14 protein-coding genes are annotated in these 17235 nt (G+C 33.7%); 4 read left to right on the forward strand and 10 right to left on the reverse strand.

What is annotated here, in order from left to right; all coding sequences use genetic code 11:
- Positions 1–6: 6 nt before the first annotated feature.
- The gene (locus B0A68_RS22905; RefSeq protein ID WP_035683349.1) at positions 7–2466 is read right to left on the reverse strand and encodes a sensor histidine kinase; all 2460 of its coding nucleotides are present in this window, start codon (positions 2464–2466) and stop codon (positions 7–9) included.
- A gap of 207 nt (positions 2467–2673) precedes the next feature.
- On the opposite strand from B0A68_RS22905, the gene B0A68_RS22910 reads away from it, so the two are divergent.
- Positions 2674–4641, forward strand: coding sequence for a sigma 54-interacting response regulator (locus tag B0A68_RS22910; RefSeq protein WP_207763284.1), 1968 nt, complete (start codon positions 2674–2676; stop codon positions 4639–4641).
- Here B0A68_RS22910 and B0A68_RS22915 read toward each other — a convergent pair.
- Together B0A68_RS22915 and B0A68_RS22920 are read right to left on the reverse strand one after the other, a co-directional pair.
- A complete protein-coding gene (locus tag B0A68_RS22915; protein ID WP_035683347.1) occupies positions 4638–5423 on the reverse strand; it encodes an alpha/beta fold hydrolase in 786 nt (261 codons plus the stop codon). The genes B0A68_RS22910 and B0A68_RS22915 overlap by 4 nt on opposite strands.
- 135 nt (positions 5424–5558) lie before the next feature.
- On the reverse strand, positions 5559–6302 hold the full coding sequence (locus B0A68_RS22920; protein ID WP_035683346.1) for a hypothetical protein: 744 nt from the start codon (positions 6300–6302) through the stop codon (positions 5559–5561).
- 288 nt (positions 6303–6590) lie between these two features.
- Between B0A68_RS22920 and B0A68_RS22925 the strand changes: the two genes are divergently transcribed.
- Positions 6591–7556 carry a hypothetical protein gene (locus tag B0A68_RS22925; RefSeq protein WP_035683344.1) on the forward strand — a complete coding sequence of 322 codons (966 nt, stop codon included), beginning with the start codon at positions 6591–6593 and terminating at the stop codon, positions 7554–7556.
- Positions 7557–7703: 147 nt separating this feature from the next.
- Here the strand turns inward: B0A68_RS22925 and B0A68_RS22930 are convergent, their stop codons facing one another.
- The 5 genes from B0A68_RS22930 to B0A68_RS22955 all read right to left on the reverse strand — a co-directional run bounded on the left by B0A68_RS22930 (position 7704) and on the right by B0A68_RS22955 (position 13034).
- Positions 7704–8525 (reverse strand): alpha/beta fold hydrolase, encoded by an 822-nt coding sequence (locus B0A68_RS22930; protein ID WP_035683342.1) that lies wholly within the window; start codon positions 8523–8525, stop codon positions 7704–7706.
- Between the two features lie 46 nt (positions 8526–8571).
- Entirely contained in the window at positions 8572–9342 is a 771-nt protein-coding gene (locus tag B0A68_RS22935) for an alpha/beta hydrolase (protein ID WP_035683341.1), read from the reverse strand.
- A 389-nt stretch (positions 9343–9731) separates the two neighbouring features.
- Positions 9732–10112 (reverse strand): response regulator, encoded by a 381-nt coding sequence (locus B0A68_RS22940; RefSeq protein WP_035683340.1) that lies wholly within the window; start codon positions 10110–10112, stop codon positions 9732–9734.
- 222 nt (positions 10113–10334) lie between these two features.
- Complete coding sequence (locus tag B0A68_RS22950) at positions 10335–12455, reverse strand: cation:proton antiporter (RefSeq protein WP_035683336.1); 2121 nt, start codon at positions 12453–12455, stop codon at positions 10335–10337.
- Between the two features lie 3 nt (positions 12456–12458).
- Entirely contained in the window at positions 12459–13034 is a 576-nt protein-coding gene (locus B0A68_RS22955) for a hypothetical protein (protein ID WP_035683335.1), read from the reverse strand.
- Between the two features lie 232 nt (positions 13035–13266).
- Between B0A68_RS22955 and B0A68_RS22960 the strand changes: the two genes are divergently transcribed.
- Together B0A68_RS22960 and B0A68_RS22965 are read left to right on the forward strand one after the other, a co-directional pair.
- Entirely contained in the window at positions 13267–13830 is a 564-nt protein-coding gene (locus B0A68_RS22960; protein WP_035683333.1) for a Crp/Fnr family transcriptional regulator, read from the forward strand.
- Positions 13831–14005: 175 nt separating this feature from the next.
- A complete protein-coding gene (locus B0A68_RS22965; protein ID WP_035688008.1) occupies positions 14006–14395 on the forward strand; it encodes a RidA family protein in 390 nt (129 codons plus the stop codon).
- 106 nt (positions 14396–14501) lie between these two features.
- Here B0A68_RS22965 and B0A68_RS22970 read toward each other — a convergent pair whose 3' ends face one another.
- Together B0A68_RS22970 and B0A68_RS22975 are read right to left on the reverse strand one after the other, a co-directional pair.
- Positions 14502–15791, reverse strand: a complete 1290-nt coding sequence (locus tag B0A68_RS22970) for a glycosyl hydrolase family 8 (protein WP_051892525.1) — start codon at positions 15789–15791, stop codon at positions 14502–14504.
- Between the two features lie 2 nt (positions 15792–15793).
- Positions 15794–16756, reverse strand: a complete 963-nt coding sequence (locus tag B0A68_RS22975) for a glycoside hydrolase family 43 protein (protein ID WP_035688004.1) — start codon at positions 16754–16756, stop codon at positions 15794–15796.
- Between the last annotated feature and the right edge of the window lie 479 nt (positions 16757–17235).

Consider the following 17235-nt stretch of genomic DNA (forward strand, 5'->3'; position numbering starts at 1 on the left):
AGTTTATTAATCCTCAGAGTTCAGATCTGGCTTCTTTACATACTTTTTATTAAGAGGATGCTCGGGCTTAAACTCAAGTTTTAAAACAGTCCCTTTATTATTTTCGATTACAAATTCTCCTTCCAAATCCTCGCTCAGGCCTTTTATTAAACTCATACCAAAAGAGTCTGTTTTATGATCTTTTAAATTGGTATCTATTCCGATTCCGTTATCCGAAATAACAAGCAGATATCGATCTGTTTCGGTTTTTTCAAGTACTACTCCCACTACTCCAACGCCGTTATCCGGAAAAGCATATTTAATTGAATTGGTAATGGCTTCATTCAATATAAGACCAAGCGGAATCGCCTGTGCAACATCTAATTCGAGCTCATCAACCTTAATTTCAAAACGAATTCGCTGCCCAATTGAAAATGATTCTTTTAAATATTCAACCAAATCTGTAATGTAAATGGGCATATTAATAGTTGCAATATTATCTGACTTGTAAAGTTTTTGATGAATCAATGACATGGAATGTATTCTGTGCTGGCTGTTTTTTATAGCCGAGAGCGCCATATCATTATTCAAATAAGCCGCTTGTGAACTTAAAAGACTGATCACGGTTTGCAGGTTATTTTTAACCCGATGATGCACCTCTTTCAGTAACCATTCTTTTTCATCCAATAAATGTCTCAGGTTAATGTTTTTTTGATTGATCTCTCTTTCCTTGATTTCAAGTTTAGCGTGATTTTTTTGTTTTAAACGATAACGGTTGAACAATAATCCAATGATGATCAACAGAAGAATCAAACTGCCAATCGAGACATTATTTAAAAGTTTAGATTTTTGTAATTCACTTTCCTGAAATTTTGATTGCTCACCTAAGAGTTTTATTTTTTGTTCTTTATTTAAGGTTTCGTATTCAATTTTAAGTTCTTCGATCTGCTGATTCTTAGTGATACCATGAACAGAATCGCTTATTTTTTTATAATCCTGAAAGTGTCTCAGCGACTCTTTATAATTACCTTTAATCGAGTCCGTTTTATAAAGTAACATTTTTAGATTCTCCGAGTTAGAAACCGTGTTATTTCCTTTAAGATACGCTAAGACTTTATCTGTATATAATTGAGCTGCAGCCGGTCGGTTTGTTTTGATGTAAAATAAAGCCATCATTGTATATTGATGCGCAACTTCTCTAATAGTTTCTGGAGCATTTAATTGTTTAGCATAGAAATCCATTTCTTTAAAATATTTTTCAGCTTCAATATTTTTCTCTAATGCTTCGTAACAATTTGCTTTTATAAAAGCGACTGACATTTTATCAAAAGTAATTTTTGGAGGATATTTTGCAGTCATTGAATTTATATAAGCAAGAGCTTCTTTAGTTTGTCCTTTTAGTGCCAAAGCCGCAACAGCACCAAAAAAGCCTTTATACCAATTTCCGCTGTTAATATTATTTTTAGCAATTTCAATACTCTTTTCATATAATTGTAGGGCTTCCAAATTATGCCCATATAAATTATAAACATCTCCCAAACGCATGTAAAATATTTCTGCAAAAGTGTAATCTTTTTCCCTTTCCATTCTTTTTACACTCTTAAGTGCATAATAAAGAGCACTTTTCATGTTATGCTGTTCTACTTCAAGAAAAGTAATCGTTGTTTCTGCAAATTGCTGGTGCTCAAAACCAATTTTTCTTAAATCAATTAAACTTTGATAAAGCCTCTTTTTTGCTTCCATCATTTTTCCTGTCCAAAAATAAATCGTCGTAATCTTGCTGTAATTTTCAATTCTTTTTTCTTCTAATCCCAACGCAGCATAAATTGACATTACTTCGTTCAGCATTTTTTCTTTTTCAGGATCGAGATTAGACAAAACATCTGCCTGGGCTTCTAGACTTTGGGCTAAACCCAATTTGCCATTGTTTTTTCGGCATTCGTTTATAACCTGTGCAAAACATTTTTGACTTTCAGACTGATTATTTGCCTGAAAATAATATTTACCCAATAATAATAAACTCTGATGCTGCCATTTTGCTATTTTCAAGGTATTGCTTTCTGCAGCTGCATTTTCAATATACAGTTTTGCCTTTTCAAGATGCTCTGGCTTAACACCTGGTTTAAAAAGATAAAAACTTCCTAATTGCAGCAGTACTTTAATTCTGTCTTCTCCTTTTGAATTTGTCAAAAGTTTTTTTGCCTTATCTATATTTCCTTTTTCAATTAAATCACTTCCAATTAACGATTCCTCATTAAAACCTTCATCATATGCCAGCATTAAAGGCAATTTGTAAGCTGTAGCAGCTAAAACTACCGAACTGTCTACATCTATAGCACCTTGATTAGCGTTGTACAAATAAGTCGAACAAAGCTGGAGTAGTAATCTTTTTTTTGGAAGGTCATATTTAGCAACTTTTACGGGTACTTGAGCTGCTGTTAAGCAAGTAAATAACAAAGTCAAATAGAAACACAACTGTTTTTTCATAATTAGCTTTAAATCAGTTTATTAATTTATTTTGGTCAAAACAAATATAGAAATAAACCAGAAAGTTTTTTTGAAAAATATTAAGTAAATTCACATTAAATGTGATTTTTTAGATTGATTTTTTCCACAAATAGCACTGTAAATGACTATAATTAACTATTTTTATACCAATAAGTTATATTATTTTTAATCTCAATACCAGTACAAATGGGAATGGTGTCTAATGAAACCCAAAAACCTGAAAATCAGGCAAAAAAAAACATACTTATTGTTGAAGATCAATTTGTTGAAGCACATGATTTACAGCTGATTGCCGAAAAAGCAAACTGCAATGTGATTGGAATTGCGCGTTCTGTAGAGCAGGCTTTGGAAAAACTTGAGATGCAAAAACCCGATCTTGTGTTTCTGGATATTATGCTAAAAGGGGATAGAAACGGAATAGAACTGGCTCACATTTTAAAGAATAGAAATATTGGCTTTATTTTTATTTCGGCCAATTCGAGCAAACAGATTTTAAACGAAGCCAAAATAACCTGTCCTTATGGTTTTATTCTTAAACCATTTAGAGATCAGGATATTTTGACAACACTAGAAATTGCTTTTTACAGACAGAAATATAGTTTGGAATCTCAGCTGATGCATGAATACCAGCTTAAAAAGAATATTACAGAATTAATACATTCAAACCTTAATCAAGAAGATGGTTTAAAGGCTTTTGCAAAAATAATTCAAACCTTTATTTCATTTGATTATTTAGAAACTGGATTTTATGATCCGGTTCAATATGCTAATATTGGAATAGCACGAAAAAATATAGAGGAATATCAAACTATTACGGTATCAAAACTTTCTAAAATAGCCGAAATTTCTATCAAGGAATTAGACGAAACTTACAAGAAATCTCAAATTGACACTGATCCTGCTATTTACAGCGGAGAATCTCTGATTAATAATTTTCAGAAATCTCCAATAAAAGGCATTATAGCGCATAATTTTGGCATCAAATCGTATCTTGTTTTTCCTGTTTTAACGGATAATTCTCAACGGTTTTATTTCACTTTTTACAGTCGGAATTTTAATGTTTATTCTGATGAAAATTTAAATTTACTACATCATTTAAATACCACTATTTCTGATTTTATTACCCGATTTTTCTCGGATAAAAAAGAAATCGTACAAACTAAAGCGATTATTCAAAGAAAAGAACCCGCAGAAAATACAAAATCAGGCTTTGAGGGAATAATTGGCAATAGTTCGCAGATGGCAACGGTCTTTAACTATATCAAAAAAGTAGCGCCATCAGAGACTTCTGTTTTAATATTGGGAGAAAGCGGTACGGGAAAAGAAAAAATCGCCCAAAGCATTCACGCACTGTCACCACGAAAAGATAAACCTCTCATTATTATAAATTGTGGTGCAATACCAGAAAATCTGGCTGAATCTATACTTTTTGGTCATGAAAAAGGAGCTTTTACCGGCGCTTTGGAAAAACGTATTGGGAAGTTTGAATTGGCTGACGGCGGTACAATTTTTCTGGATGAAATTGGCGAAATGCCCATGGCGCTTCAGGTTAAGTTACTGCGCGTTTTACAAGAAAAAACCATTGAACGTGTTGGCGGACTTTTGTCTCTAAAAATTGATGTTCGAATTATTGCAGCTACAAATAAAGATCTGGAACATGAAGTTTCGGCAGGACGTTTCAGAATGGATTTATATTACAGACTTTATGTTTTTCCTATTTTGGTGCCATCCCTTAGATCCAGAACCGAAGATATTCCTGAACTGGCGGATCATTTTATAAAAATGTACAGCAAGAACATGGACATAAAGCCGTCGCTGCTTTCTAATATCGCTTTACAGCAGCTCATCAATTACAAATGGCCGGGCAACATCAGGGAACTGGAGCATATTATACAGCGAACGTTACTTCTTAATGAAGAAAGCAGTATTAAAACAATTGAATTTCAGCCTTCATCGTTGAAACCGGAGCAGAATACCGAAACATTTTCTATTAAAACCATTTTGGAAAATGAGCGTGATTATATTCTTTATATCCTTAAAAAATGTAACGGAAAAGTTTCCGGAGCCGGCGGTGCAGCAGAAATCCTGGATATAAACCCTTCTACTTTAACTTCAAGAATAAAAAAACTGGAAATTAATAAAGAAATCAACTAAAAGATTTTTTCAAGCCACTGAGCAGTATATTGAGCCGTTACTTTCCATTGAGGATCAAGTATGATAAAATGATTTTTATTCTGAAATTCTTTATAACAGGTTATAGAATGGAAGTTTTTGTATTTTTTGAAATTCCAAAATACTAGTTTTGGAGAAATAATCTTGTCTTCGGAAAATGAAATAAAGAAAAGAGGAACATGTCTCCTCTTAAAATTTATACTTGTGTTTTTAAAGAATAAATCCCTAAAGATTATTTTTGATTCGGGAATCAGATATTTTTCATAACTATATTGCTGCGTTTCAGCTGCGTTATTATTGAAATAAATATGCTTCCAATTTTTAAACGATAAAAGAAATGTTTTTTGCCCTGAAAAAAGACTGCAGGAAAAGCTAAAAATAGTTTTGTAAAAAGAAAATTTTGAAAGAGTAAAACCTGCAGGCGGAAATGAATTGATACATATTCCTGCTGCACCTAAATCTTGCTGAATTAATAATTGTACAATAAGCCCTCCGTAAGAATGTCCAATCAAAATTGGTTTTTCTGGCAGTAATTCGATTATTTCTTTGTAATAGGACAGAAGTTCAGACAAATTGATCGATCCTATTTTATCGTATAAACTTTGTTCTCTCAGATTTTCAGCAGTATCATTTTTATAAAGCCATGGCGGTGCTATCGCTTTATAACCTTTGCTTTCGAAAAAAACAATCCATTGCTCCCAATAATGATGACTCATAAATGCACCTGAAATAAACACAATAGTCTGATTATTGGATAAATACATAGATTTTTTTATTGATATTAAATTTTGAAGTGCGATTAAAGAGACTTAGTTTTAAACAATATTCATTTCCTTAACGATATAAGAAAACGTCAGACCAGACAGAAAGACGTTTTCTTTATTAAAATCTATTTCAAATCATTTTACAGAATAAGGCAGCGAAAGATTCCCGCTGGCAACAGTGTATACTTTATAAACACCCAGCATTGGTTTTGCGCCCTCTCCTTCGTGTGCTCCTCCTGCTCCTGTACTTACTTCCATATAACAGCTTACGGCATCAAACTTAAAACTGGTTTTGTTGTTGATCCTAAAGTCCGGAACAATCACTTTTATTGAATTTCCTTTGGTGACAATATTAAATCCGGGGCTGTCCATATACATTGCCATTCCCGGATTTGTTGGAGGCAATACAACATCTGGATCTCCTTTTTTAAATTCTTTAACCGAAAGTCCTCCGCCAACACGTTTGTCTTCGACCAGAAGTACCCAGTGTGCGTGCCATATTAAACCGTCGTTAAGAAAATTTCCGTCAAGATTTTCGTCCCAGAGCGGCGTGTCTTCAAAATCAGGATGAGAGGTTAAGGCAAGTGCCACAATCCCTTCGGCTTTGCCAAAACCAATATCTGCTGCTTTTAATGTTGTTGGAAAAACATAGGCCAATACAGGTGCTCCGTTTAATTGTCCAACAGGTTTTGGCATTGTTTTGCCTGCAATTCCCTCGACTTTAATATCCCAAACAGTGATTCCCAGATCTGGTTTGTGTGTAATAGCAGCCGTTTTTATTTTGAAGTCAATGTTGTTATAACTTCCGCATTTGTCACATGCTTTTGAAACAGTGTAATTTAAAAACAGGATTACTAGAATAAGAATTGATTTTTTCATGATTTAATTGTTTAAGGTGTTACTTGATTAGAATCAACCAACATACATGCCAGACAAAAAAGAGGCTAAAAAGCTATAATTCGCTATATTTAAAATAAATAAGATGCTATATTTCGCAAATATTATTTCTGTTTTATGAAATTTCGCAATGAAAAAGTTATGCTGATAAAATTTGAGGAAGCTATTATGCATTCTGCTAATTGTACCGTATAAAGGAATAATTGGCATTATTATTTCTAAAAAATAAGCAACTCTGAATCTTAAAATGAATACTTAAAATGTCTCTCTATGGAACTGATTTTAGCGTATGTGGATTTGCTTGGTTTTACAAAGATGATTGAGAAAAATCAAAAGAAATCAGAAGAAATACTGCTGCAATTCTATACTATTGCCTTTAGCAGCATTAACAATGATGAACGCCTCAAAGGAAATATTTCTTCTGATTGCTTGCTAGTCTATTCTGAAAGTTATCCGGCATTAATAAATTGTCTTACTGAAATTTACCGAGGTTGTTTTTTATGGAACGATTCTTTTACGGATTCTGATTTTTATTTACTTCCGAGAGGTGCGGTAAGCATAGGCGAAATGACCATTGGCGAGCGAGACACGTCAATGACTATTACAAAAGATTTTATGATAGGCAAAGCGCTTGTTCACTCTTCTAAACTAGAACCTTTAATTAAAGGCAGCAGATTAGTCGTAGCCGTGCATAATACAGACGAACAGCAGGTACAAGCGCTGCTTTACAACAAAGAGATCTGCAGTCTGCTGTATAGAAACTGTACGTTTAAATTCTGGGAGGATTACATTTATTTAGATACATTATGGTTTTTAGATTTAAATAAACCGCTTCCCGCGCAAAAGGAACAAGTTATACAACTTTTAAATATTGCTATAAATCTTGCCGCAAAAAACATCCGAAACAAAAAAGTATTAGACCATTACATAAACACTTTAAGAATTGGTTTATTAAGTTATGCTCCGTTTATTGATACTGAGGATGATGTTATTATTAAAACCATAATGAAGGAATTTAGAGCAGGACATTATTGGTTGATCTGGCTTACCGTAATTGAAATTTTACTGAATAATCAAAATAATAAAAGTTATTCAGGATGGCCTTCTCTTCAATCGTTTTATAAAAAAGTAAGTCTCGAAAAAAGCTGGATTTATATTCTTGAGGAAATTAACAAACCCGAAAAAGCATACTTAAAAAAAGACATCCAGAAATTTATACATAAAATAAATCTCTGAACATCTGTATTTTTTTTATAAAAGAAACTCTAACTCTTTTTATATGATAAACTAAAACCCTTTTTAAATCCCCAAATTTATAAAAGGATTTACTTTAGATATCTTTTGCAAACAGCAGAGTTTCTTACTGATTAAATCCAAATACGTTTAAGATTTAATGAAATTAAGAATATCTAAATTTACTTTATCGGCATCTGTTGCTGGTATTCCGTGACACAGACCGGGATAGGTGATCAATTTTCCATTTTTCAAAAGCTTAATAGCTCTTAAGGCGGTAGGCACATGAGGAACAATCTGATCGTCTTCACCATGTAAAATAAGTACTGGAAAATCTACACTTTTTAGATCTTCAGTAAAATCTGTTTCAGAGAAAGCTTTTATACAGTCAAAATGTGCTTTTATACCACCCGCCATTCCCTGACGCCACCAATTATCCTGAATTCCTTTTTTTATATTTGCACCTTCTCTATTATAACCATAGAACGGGAAAGTAATGTCCTGATAAAATTGCTGTCTGTTATTGGCGGTATTAAAACGAATATCATCAAAAACGGCTAAAGGAACTCCGTCAAGATTGTTTTCGTCTTTAATCATATAAGGTGTTACTGCACTAATCAGTATTACTTTTGACACACGATCCTTGCCGTATTTTGCAGCATAGTGAATCGCTTCCCCACCGCCGGTTGAATGCCCAATATGAATAGCATCTTTTAAATCCAGAAATGCTGTAAGCTCTGCTACATCTGCTGCATAAGTATCCATTTCGTTGCCTGTAACGGTTTGTGTTGATCTGCCGTGCCCTCTTCTATCGTGTGCAATTACTCTAAATCCCTGATCCAGGAAAAAAAACAATTGCGCATCCCAATCATCTGCTGACAATGGCCAGCCATGATGAAAAAAAATTGGTGTTCCTGTTCCCCAATCTTTATAATAAATTTCTGTTCCGTCTTTTACTGTTATTTTTGCCATTTTAATTTCTTTTAAATTGTTTTAATGATTTTACTTCTGATAACATTTATAATTTCTCATACCATTCCAGTATATAATCTGCAACTGTTTCCCAACCCGGTTCTCCACAAATAAAATGGCTTTTGCCCTGAAATATTTTCAAGTCAACCCTGCTGTTTTTGTCTTTATATTTTTTGGCCAGCGTTGTTGTAAGGGATGAAGGAAAAATGTTATCGCTGCCTCCGCCAATAAATAAAATAGGATTGTGCGCTTTACTAAAATCAATATTAGAAAAAGAGTTTAATACCAATTCGCGGCTTACTTTGTAACTTTCAGGTACTGCTATGCTGTTAAAAGCACTTGCTCTTTCACTTTCCGGCAATGTGTTAAAAAAACATTTATCATACCAGTCACGGCTTCCCATAAAGTATTTTGCAGAGGAGAAAAAGCCAAATGCGGGCAATACAGATTTTAATGTTGTAAAGGGAGGAAAAACATTCTTTGGAGGAGCTCCATCAATACTAACCGCGGCAGCTGCTTTACCCAGTTCCAAAAGTTTCATCGCTGCCATACCTGCCATTGAATGTCCTATAATCAATGGTTTTTCTGGAAGACTGTCTGCAAGTTTTGCTATGTTACTGACTACATCTACAAACCCGGTTTTAACAAGATCAGGATGAACCTGTTTTCTTAAATCAGAAGGGTTTCCTTCATGACCGGGGTTAGCTGGCGTGTAAACTTTATAGCCTTTTTGTTCGTAATGTTCTTTCCACTTTGCCCAGCTTGTGTCATTTACAAAATTCCCGTGGATAAGAATAATGGATTTCGATTTTGTCATAAGATTAATTATTAAATTAGTAATGGGTACTTGATTGGATGGCCTTTTTGAAAATTGAATCTAATATGCCAAAAGGAAGACAAGAACTATACTAAAGTAATAAGCTGGTAAATTTCAAGCATATAGAAATTAATTGATTATCTAAATTTCTATATTTCGAAAATTAATTCCGATTTCATGAAATATAAAAAATCATACGATTAAAATAAATCGCAAAGCAGAAGTAAAACCAATTTTGTCTGGGGAATTTATGGAGCAAAATCCAAAATAAGTTTATGGGTTTGCAGACGAAAGCTCAAATTACAGTAACATATATATCTGAAAATATTGAGATTAGCAATTTAATCTTGTTTAAAGATTTTAAAAACGCAGTATAATAAAATCTCTTATTACTCCAGAATATTTTTTAGAACCGCAGTCAATTCTTCAAAGCTGCTGGGCTTGGTAATATACTTTTCTGTATCATGGATAATAGATAACTGTTCTGCAGCATCTTCTGAATAGGTGGAATATAAAATCACTGGCAGCTTTTCTAACTCCTTAACAGCGCGAAGCTGTTCTATAAATTCATTACCATTTAAAACTGGCATATTATAATCTATAAACAGGATATCAGGCAGATTTATACTCTTTTTTAAGTTTTCTATCGCTTTTATCGGATTGGTCTCTGCAACACAAATGATATTTTTATTCAGTGATTCGACAGCTTCAATAAAAAGGTCAGCATCATCACTGTCATCGTCAATTAGTAATATATTTTTGTATAACATGGCGTATATAATTTTAAGAATCATTAGATCGATAAACAAACTCGTGCAGAAAGTTATTTTTAACTTCAATAACGGTGTTTTTATTGATACAAAGTTACAATGCTGTATGTGCTATTTATTACACAATAATACTATTGCTTTACAGTATTCAAACACAAAACAGCTAATTATCAAATATTTGACTAACGGATTTCTTTTTTTAATACTTACGCTAACTTTAACTTATTTAAAGATTCTGCTGATAATATGACCAATATCGGCAAAATCATCCAGATTGCTTACAGATCTCTTTTCGCTGACTGTATCATCCAGCTGTGAAAAAGGGTAAATAACTATGTAATTGTTATTATTTAGATTATTATTTAAAAGTTCGGGGACTTCCTGCATTCTTGAAACATAAGAATGCATTCCTCGATTAGCCATTAAAAGAATCAATCCCTCATCCTGTTCTAAACTACAAGCCGCATTTTGAGCTTCCTGCCAATTGTCAACCGTATTAAATACAGCCTCAATATTGGCTTTTTTGGAAATACTTTTTAAAATCTGTGTTGTTTTTTCGTTTGCATAAAAGCTCATTTTAGCGCCAGAATTTTTTCCGATGTTCCAAACTCTCAACAGAGAATGAAAAAAGCCAGGTTCGTGTTCTGCATTTGCTGGAATAAGCACAGCATATTTTTTAATAGTCGAAATGGGCTGCACCGCATTGTAAACAATTACATTAATCTGTTTATTACGCAGATAGCCATTATAAAGATTATAAATAAATGAAGTCGAAAATCCTTTTTCTTCTTCGAGTCCAATTATTAAATCGGTAATATTTTGTTCTTTTATCACGTTGTTTATACCCGCAACTACATCATTATCATGTCTTGTTATAGGATTTAATACAACATCTGCAGCAGCGGCCATATTCACAGCCTGTCCTAGTAATTTTTCAGCATTTTTAGCAGAAGATTCGCTTTTATCTTCATTTATCACATTGAGTGCAAAAAGCCTGTCTTTATTAGCGTGGTTCTTAATAAGAAGACCAAGATTTACCATTTTTTCTACTGTATGTTCATGATTTACAGCCAGTAGAATTTTTTCTTCTTCATCTCCTGCTCCGGCTGCAGTTTCTTCCTTGTCTTCATCTGCAATTCGTTGTGCACTTGCCATCGAAACAAAAGAGGAAATAGTACACGAAATCAAAATGAGCAGAATACTTCCGTTGAGGACATGTTCATTCAAAAGTCGGATCGGTTCTCCGGCTTCATTTTCAGATAAGATAATATTATAACCCACCATTACAGAAGCTAGAGTCGCTGCTGCCGAAGCTGCACTCATTCCAAAAATCAACCTTCCTTCGTCATCAGTAAAACGAAAAGTTTTTTTTGTCAAAATAGCGGCCACATATTTACCTCCTATCGAAGCGATGAGCATTACTCCTGCTACGCCCAATGTTTCCCAGCTTTGAATAAATGCATTAAAATCAATCAACATTCCAACACTGATCAGAAAAAAGGGAATAAAAATAGCATTTCCGACAAATTCGACCCGATTCATTAATGAAGAAGTATGGGGTATCAATCTGTTTAGTGCAAGACCCGCAAAAAATGCTCCGATGATTGCTTCAATTCCAGCCAATTCTGCTAATAATGCAGCAAGATATATCATGACAATTACAAAAATGTACTGCGAGATCTTATCTTCAACATTCTTAAAAAACCAGCGTGCTATAATAGGGAAAACCAACAGCACAACCAAAGCAAATACCAGCATGGAAACGGATAATTTTACCCAAAAAGAAGTTCCCACATCACCCTGCGACATTCCTACTACAACGGCTAATACAACCAAAGACAGCACATCGGTAATCATGGTGCCGCCAACCGTAATATTTACTGCGATTTTTTTGGCAATGCCCAATTTACTTACCATGGGATATACAATTAAAGTATGAGAGGAAAACAGACTGGCAAATAAAACGGTAGTCAGAATAGAAAAATGCAGTATGTAATAACCGCCAATAAGTCCCAGCACAAATGGAACTATAAAAGTGTAGAGGGAAAAAGTAATGCTCTTCCATTTATTTTTCTTGAAATCGCCCATATCAATTTCTAGTCCGGCCAGAAACATAATGTACAAAAGTCCAGTAGTACCAGTAACTACAATACTGCTGTCCCGGGCCAGTACGTTAAATCCGTTTGGACCTATAACTGCTCCGGCTATAATAAGCCCCAGCAGATGCGGCACTTTTATTTTATTCAATAAAAGCGGAATGCATAAAATTATAATAAGTTCGATAAGAAATTTTAAAAGCGGATCTTCGATAGGAAGACTGACATGTTGTATACTTAATAACATACATTATTTTTTTTGAGGAAGTGTAAGTTCTACTGAAAATCTGGCGGTACAATTATCTTGTCCCGTAATAGTTTGCGTGCCTTTTACAACATTATCTTTTATGTCATCCAGAACTACATTTATTTTTACTTTGCTTTTTGAAATACTGTCACTATTAAATTCCAGCAAGATTTTATCGTCAGCATATTTTGCTTTAAAAGCACGGATGAACTTTTTCTTGTTCAAAACGTTAGTGTAAATTCCAGTAGAATCAGACAAGAACTGCCACTCTTCATTACGCTGATCTCCTATTACATAATTGCTGCAGGTTGATTCTCTGCACAGTACTTTACTGTTCCATATACCGCGAATATTTGCAGGCCATTCTTTTATAACTAAAGTATTACCTACCGTGTCTTCTGCAATTGTTTGAAGACTGTCTCGCAATAGTAATAATGATTTATAGTCTGCTTCTTTTTCTGTGAATTCTTTTTCTCTTAAGTCTAAAGCTTTTTCTCTCTCTTGAAGTTCTTGTTCTTTTTTATTTTCGCATGAAATAAAAACAGCGGCAAGAATTAATAATAGTGACAACTTTCTCATAGAATAATTTTTTTGGATATACAATTTAACCAAAATATCGGCCCATTCCTAAAAAAAAGAGCTTAAATGTCAAACTCCATCAGAGCATTTTTTATAATTGCACCAATTTTAGAAAGCTATTAAGCCTGCCTTTTTCTTCTATTATAACTTATACTGTTTTGATTTCTACAAAATTAATTTTATAAATTTACACCAGCCATTGAGTCAATTTGTTTAAAAATGGTTTATTAATATGAAGGAAAAACTTCGAACCCACATCGAAAAAATTACAGCCTTGACAGATGATGAATTTGAATTTGTATGTAAACATTTTAGTTCTAAAAAATTTAAAAAACATCAATTTTTAATTCAGAAAGGAGATCCTGTTAAGCATTCATTTTTTGTCATTTCCGGACTTTTAAAATTGGTTTACACAGACAATGAATCAAAAGAGCATGTCGTTTCTTTTGCGATGGAAGATTGGTGGGAAAGCGACTATTACGCGTATTTTACACAAACCGAGGCTACAATGTCTTTGGAGTGTCTTGAAGATACCGAAGTGCTTTGTTTTACACTTGAGGATTATAAAAACCTTTGTGCCGGATCTCAAAAAATGCAGTCTTTTTTTCTTGAAAAAGCCAATTTTGGTTTTTTAGGATCTCAGCGCCGCATTATCTCGTGGATGACTTCGAACTCTAAAGCTCGTTATGAAAATCTTTTAAAACAATACCCTTCTCTTTTTCAGCGCGTTCCAAAAAGTCTTATTGCTTCTTATCTGGGAGTTTCCAGAGAAACTTTGAGCAGATTAACTTCGTAAATGTGATATAGCTCACTTTATAATTGTGAGAAATGTCAAGACTTGGTTCCAAATGTTATTTACAATTTTGCAGTGTAAATTTTAAACTGTAATTGTGAAAAAAACAGCAATTTTTTTAAGCCTATTATTAATAAGTACAATGCCGTTATTGGCACAGACTAAAAAAGCTAAACAAATGGAAAAAAGAGAAATTAATCCTTGGAAATGGCAAAATGAGCGCAGTTATGTTCAGGCTGTTGAAGTAAAAAATCCAGAAGGAACTTTGTATGTTTCTGGCCAAACTGCCATAAATAGTGACGGAATATCCAGCAACGAAAATATGGAATCGCAGATAAAACTTGCCTTAAAAAATCTGGAACAGGTTATTACCGAGGCCGGTTATAAATGCAGCGGTATTGTGAGATTAAATATTTACACTACAGCTACGGATGAACTTTGGCCTCACTTTAATATTATACAGGATTGGGTTGCTAAGCACAACATCAAGCAGGCTACAACTCTATTGGAAGTCAAAAGTCTTTTTGAAACTTTAAAAATCGAATTGGAAGCAACTGTAGTAAAATAAAATCTTAAAATATTCAACCCGATGGTGTACTTAATTGTTATTCATCGGGTTTTTTAATGACTTTCTATATATTAAATAACTGATGATAAAACTGTTAAACTATGAATTACTTTGCTGTAAGAGTTATAATTTGGTACTTCCCACTTAGATGCATCAAACTAAACAGGTATAGTAATCCGTCGTAATAAGGATCAAAATAGCCGTCTTCATACGGTTCTAGCTTTACATTCCAAATCGCATGAACAAAATCCATACTGCGTTTATCCGGATTAACTAATGATGCTGCAGCTGCTGTAGAGACCAACCCAATAGAATGTCTGAGTTTTTTTACCGGTCCGGCCTGAAGAATAAAATCAGGAGTAGATCCGTCGACATTAAATTGATCTACATAAGTATCTAATCCTTTTGATCTTAGAAAATCTTGAAATCTTGCAGCATATTCTTCCTGCCATTTTTTGTCTTTTCCATACCACGTATAATCCATTGCTATATTCATAGGAACACGCCAGGAATCGAATCTAAAAGCAGCGGGCATCCAGCTTGTCGAATGAGGTTCTCCATTAAATTTGGCATAATCTGCGGTTAATCCCGTTTTAGGATGACACGCTTTGTGCAAAAAATCGCGAGACACAACTGCACATTCTTTGTAAAAATCTTCGTGCCCGTCTTTGGCATAGAGTGCCCATATTTCATAAAATGCAGGAAGATGATAAGAGGGATCTGTCCAATTATATCCATTTCCTTCGGGTACAAAAGAAATTTGCTTGTGCTCTGTGTTTATAAGATTATAGATGTTTCCGGTGCCGTCTTTTTTCCACATAGCATCCAGGATTCTTCTTGCTTCTTTGTAATAATGAATTCCGGTATCATTACCCCATTTATTTGATGCAAAAAGCAGACTTGTTATATAATACAATTCTCCGTCTGAAGCAGAACCAGCCGAATTTTGTTTTTTAGTCTGCGGATTTACGCTCCACGCAAAATATCCTTCTCGCGGCCCATCCTGATGCTGCATGTATTTTACAGACCATCGCCAGAGACGATCAAAAACGTCTTTTTTATTGAGCTGAACCGCCACCATCATTCCATACGACATTCCTTCAGTCCGGGCATCTTTATTTTTTACATCAGATACATATCCTAACGAATCACCTTCTTCAAAATAAACTCGATTTGGACCTTCAAAAATATCATAATAAGCTTTTTCTAATTTCTTATCTATGGCGGCCTGGCTGTATCCCGCTTCTTTTAGAAGATTTCGATATTGAGGCTTTTCAAGAGTCGCTTTTTTTGTTTTTATTTTACTTTGACCAATAGCTAAAACTGGAAAAATCAAAAGAATTGATAGTATTAAACTCCAAATAAAAACCGTGTTTTTAGATTTACTTATAAGCATACTTAGTTGATTTTAGAAACACCATTTCTAGTCTGTTCAATTTTTTTAATCGTTCCGTCTTTATTATAATACATATAATCAACACAGATTGAACGTCTGTAGCTTCCTCCCGTTGGTAAACTTCCGTTATGATAAAAAAAGTACGATTGTCCTTTATAGTCAACAATACCTGGATGTGTAGTAAAACTGTTTGGCATGTTTTCCTGAATAATGCCTTTATATTTCCAAGGTCCTTTCGGACTTTTAGACGTGCAGTATTCAATCATTTCAGGTTTTGTTCCTTCGCTGGCATATACCAAATAATAAAGTCCTTTTCTTTTATACACCCAAGGCCCTTCAATATAATTTTTAGGTTTAAAAGTGGTAATTGACCCATCCATTTCAATCATATTCTTTTTAAGTTTTATCCACTTACAGCTTCCGTTGCCCCAAAACATATAAGCCTGTCCGTCATCATCGATAAATACAGTAGGATCAATATCATCCCAGTCATGTTTCATATCGGTTGTCATTTCGTTGATTATAAGCGCTTTTCCTATTGCATCTTTAAATGGTCCTGTCGGACTGTCTGATACGGCGACACCAATTGCAGCTCCTCCGCTGCTTATCTCGCTTTTTTTGTGAAACGTAGAAACAAACCAATAAAATTTTCCTTCTCGCTCTACACATTGAGCAGCATAAGCATCTCCCGTAGCCCATGAAAATACAGCCGGTGAAAGCAATGCACCATGATCTTTCCAGTTTACCATATCTGTTGTAGAAAAAACATGCCAGTCTGCCATTTTGTAATTAGTATCCTGCTCGGTCGCTACATCATGTCCGGTGTACAAATACAAAGTATCTCTGTGCACAAGAGGTGCCGGATCTGCAGTAAATATGGTTTTAATAATTGGGTTTTGAGCCGTAATTTTGATAACTGATAAACAGCAAATCAACACAAATAGAATTTTGGAATGGTACTTCATTTCTTTTTTGCTTTTTTTTAATAATTCTTGGATGATCCTATTTGGTTTCAATACTATTCTCTTCCAGTAATTTGATTTTGGAGGAAAAGCCGAAAGAAATCAAGCTTCCGGCTTTCAAAAAAAACTAACTCTAAACGCAATCATCCAACATTTAATCAGGGGCAATTATATCTTGTTTGAAAATCGATTGACTATTTCTTGATATTAGTTTAAAGTTTTAGTGAATCTAAATTTCTTCGTTTGTCCAAATTCCTGCAATGAGTTTTCTTTTATGTTTCTAAAGTTTACTTTACCGCTTTTTCATTCAACATATAAAGAAATATTTTACAAGTGTATTTATTACAAATATAAAATAATTTCATTAATACACAATCGGTTGTAATTAAAAAATAATATTAATTATAAAATATTTTAGTATTTAAAATGTATTTAAATCAAACATACAAGTTATAAAATGAAATAAAGGCAATATCACATTA

This window comes from Flavobacterium reichenbachii (assembly GCF_002217435.1).
GTDB classification, from domain to species: Bacteria; Bacteroidota; Bacteroidia; order Flavobacteriales; family Flavobacteriaceae; genus Flavobacterium; species Flavobacterium reichenbachii.

Excerpts from the sequence above, each read along its gene's own strand:
- B0A68_RS22925 (WP_035683344.1), top strand. The coding sequence starts at position 6,591 with ATGGAACTGATTTTAGCGTATGTGGATTTGCTTGGTTTTACAAAGATG.
- B0A68_RS22935 (WP_035683341.1), bottom strand. The coding sequence starts at position 9,342 with ATGACAAAATCGAAATCCATTATTCTTATCCACGGGAATTTTGTAAAT.
- B0A68_RS22910 (WP_207763284.1), top strand. The coding sequence starts at position 2,674 with ATGGGAATGGTGTCTAATGAAACCCAAAAACCTGAAAATCAGGCAAAA.
- B0A68_RS22940 (WP_035683340.1), bottom strand. The coding sequence starts at position 10,112 with ATGTTATACAAAAATATATTACTAATTGACGATGACAGTGATGATGCT.
- B0A68_RS22975 (WP_035688004.1), bottom strand. The coding sequence starts at position 16,756 with ATGAAGTACCATTCCAAAATTCTATTTGTGTTGATTTGCTGTTTATCA.
- B0A68_RS22955 (WP_035683335.1), bottom strand. The coding sequence starts at position 13,034 with ATGAGAAAGTTGTCACTATTATTAATTCTTGCCGCTGTTTTTATTTCA.
- B0A68_RS22920 (WP_035683346.1), bottom strand. The coding sequence starts at position 6,302 with ATGAAAAAATCAATTCTTATTCTAGTAATCCTGTTTTTAAATTACACT.
- B0A68_RS22915 (WP_035683347.1), bottom strand. The coding sequence starts at position 5,423 with ATGTATTTATCCAATAATCAGACTATTGTGTTTATTTCAGGTGCATTT.
- B0A68_RS22950 (WP_035683336.1), bottom strand. The coding sequence starts at position 12,455 with ATGTTATTAAGTATACAACATGTCAGTCTTCCTATCGAAGATCCGCTT.
- B0A68_RS22930 (WP_035683342.1), bottom strand. The coding sequence starts at position 8,525 with ATGGCAAAAATAACAGTAAAAGACGGAACAGAAATTTATTATAAAGAT.
- B0A68_RS22965 (WP_035688008.1), top strand. The coding sequence starts at position 14,006 with ATGGAAAAAAGAGAAATTAATCCTTGGAAATGGCAAAATGAGCGCAGT.
- B0A68_RS22970 (WP_051892525.1), bottom strand. The coding sequence starts at position 15,791 with ATGCTTATAAGTAAATCTAAAAACACGGTTTTTATTTGGAGTTTAATA.
- B0A68_RS22905 (WP_035683349.1), bottom strand. The coding sequence starts at position 2,466 with ATGAAAAAACAGTTGTGTTTCTATTTGACTTTGTTATTTACTTGCTTA.
- B0A68_RS22960 (WP_035683333.1), top strand. The coding sequence starts at position 13,267 with ATGAAGGAAAAACTTCGAACCCACATCGAAAAAATTACAGCCTTGACA.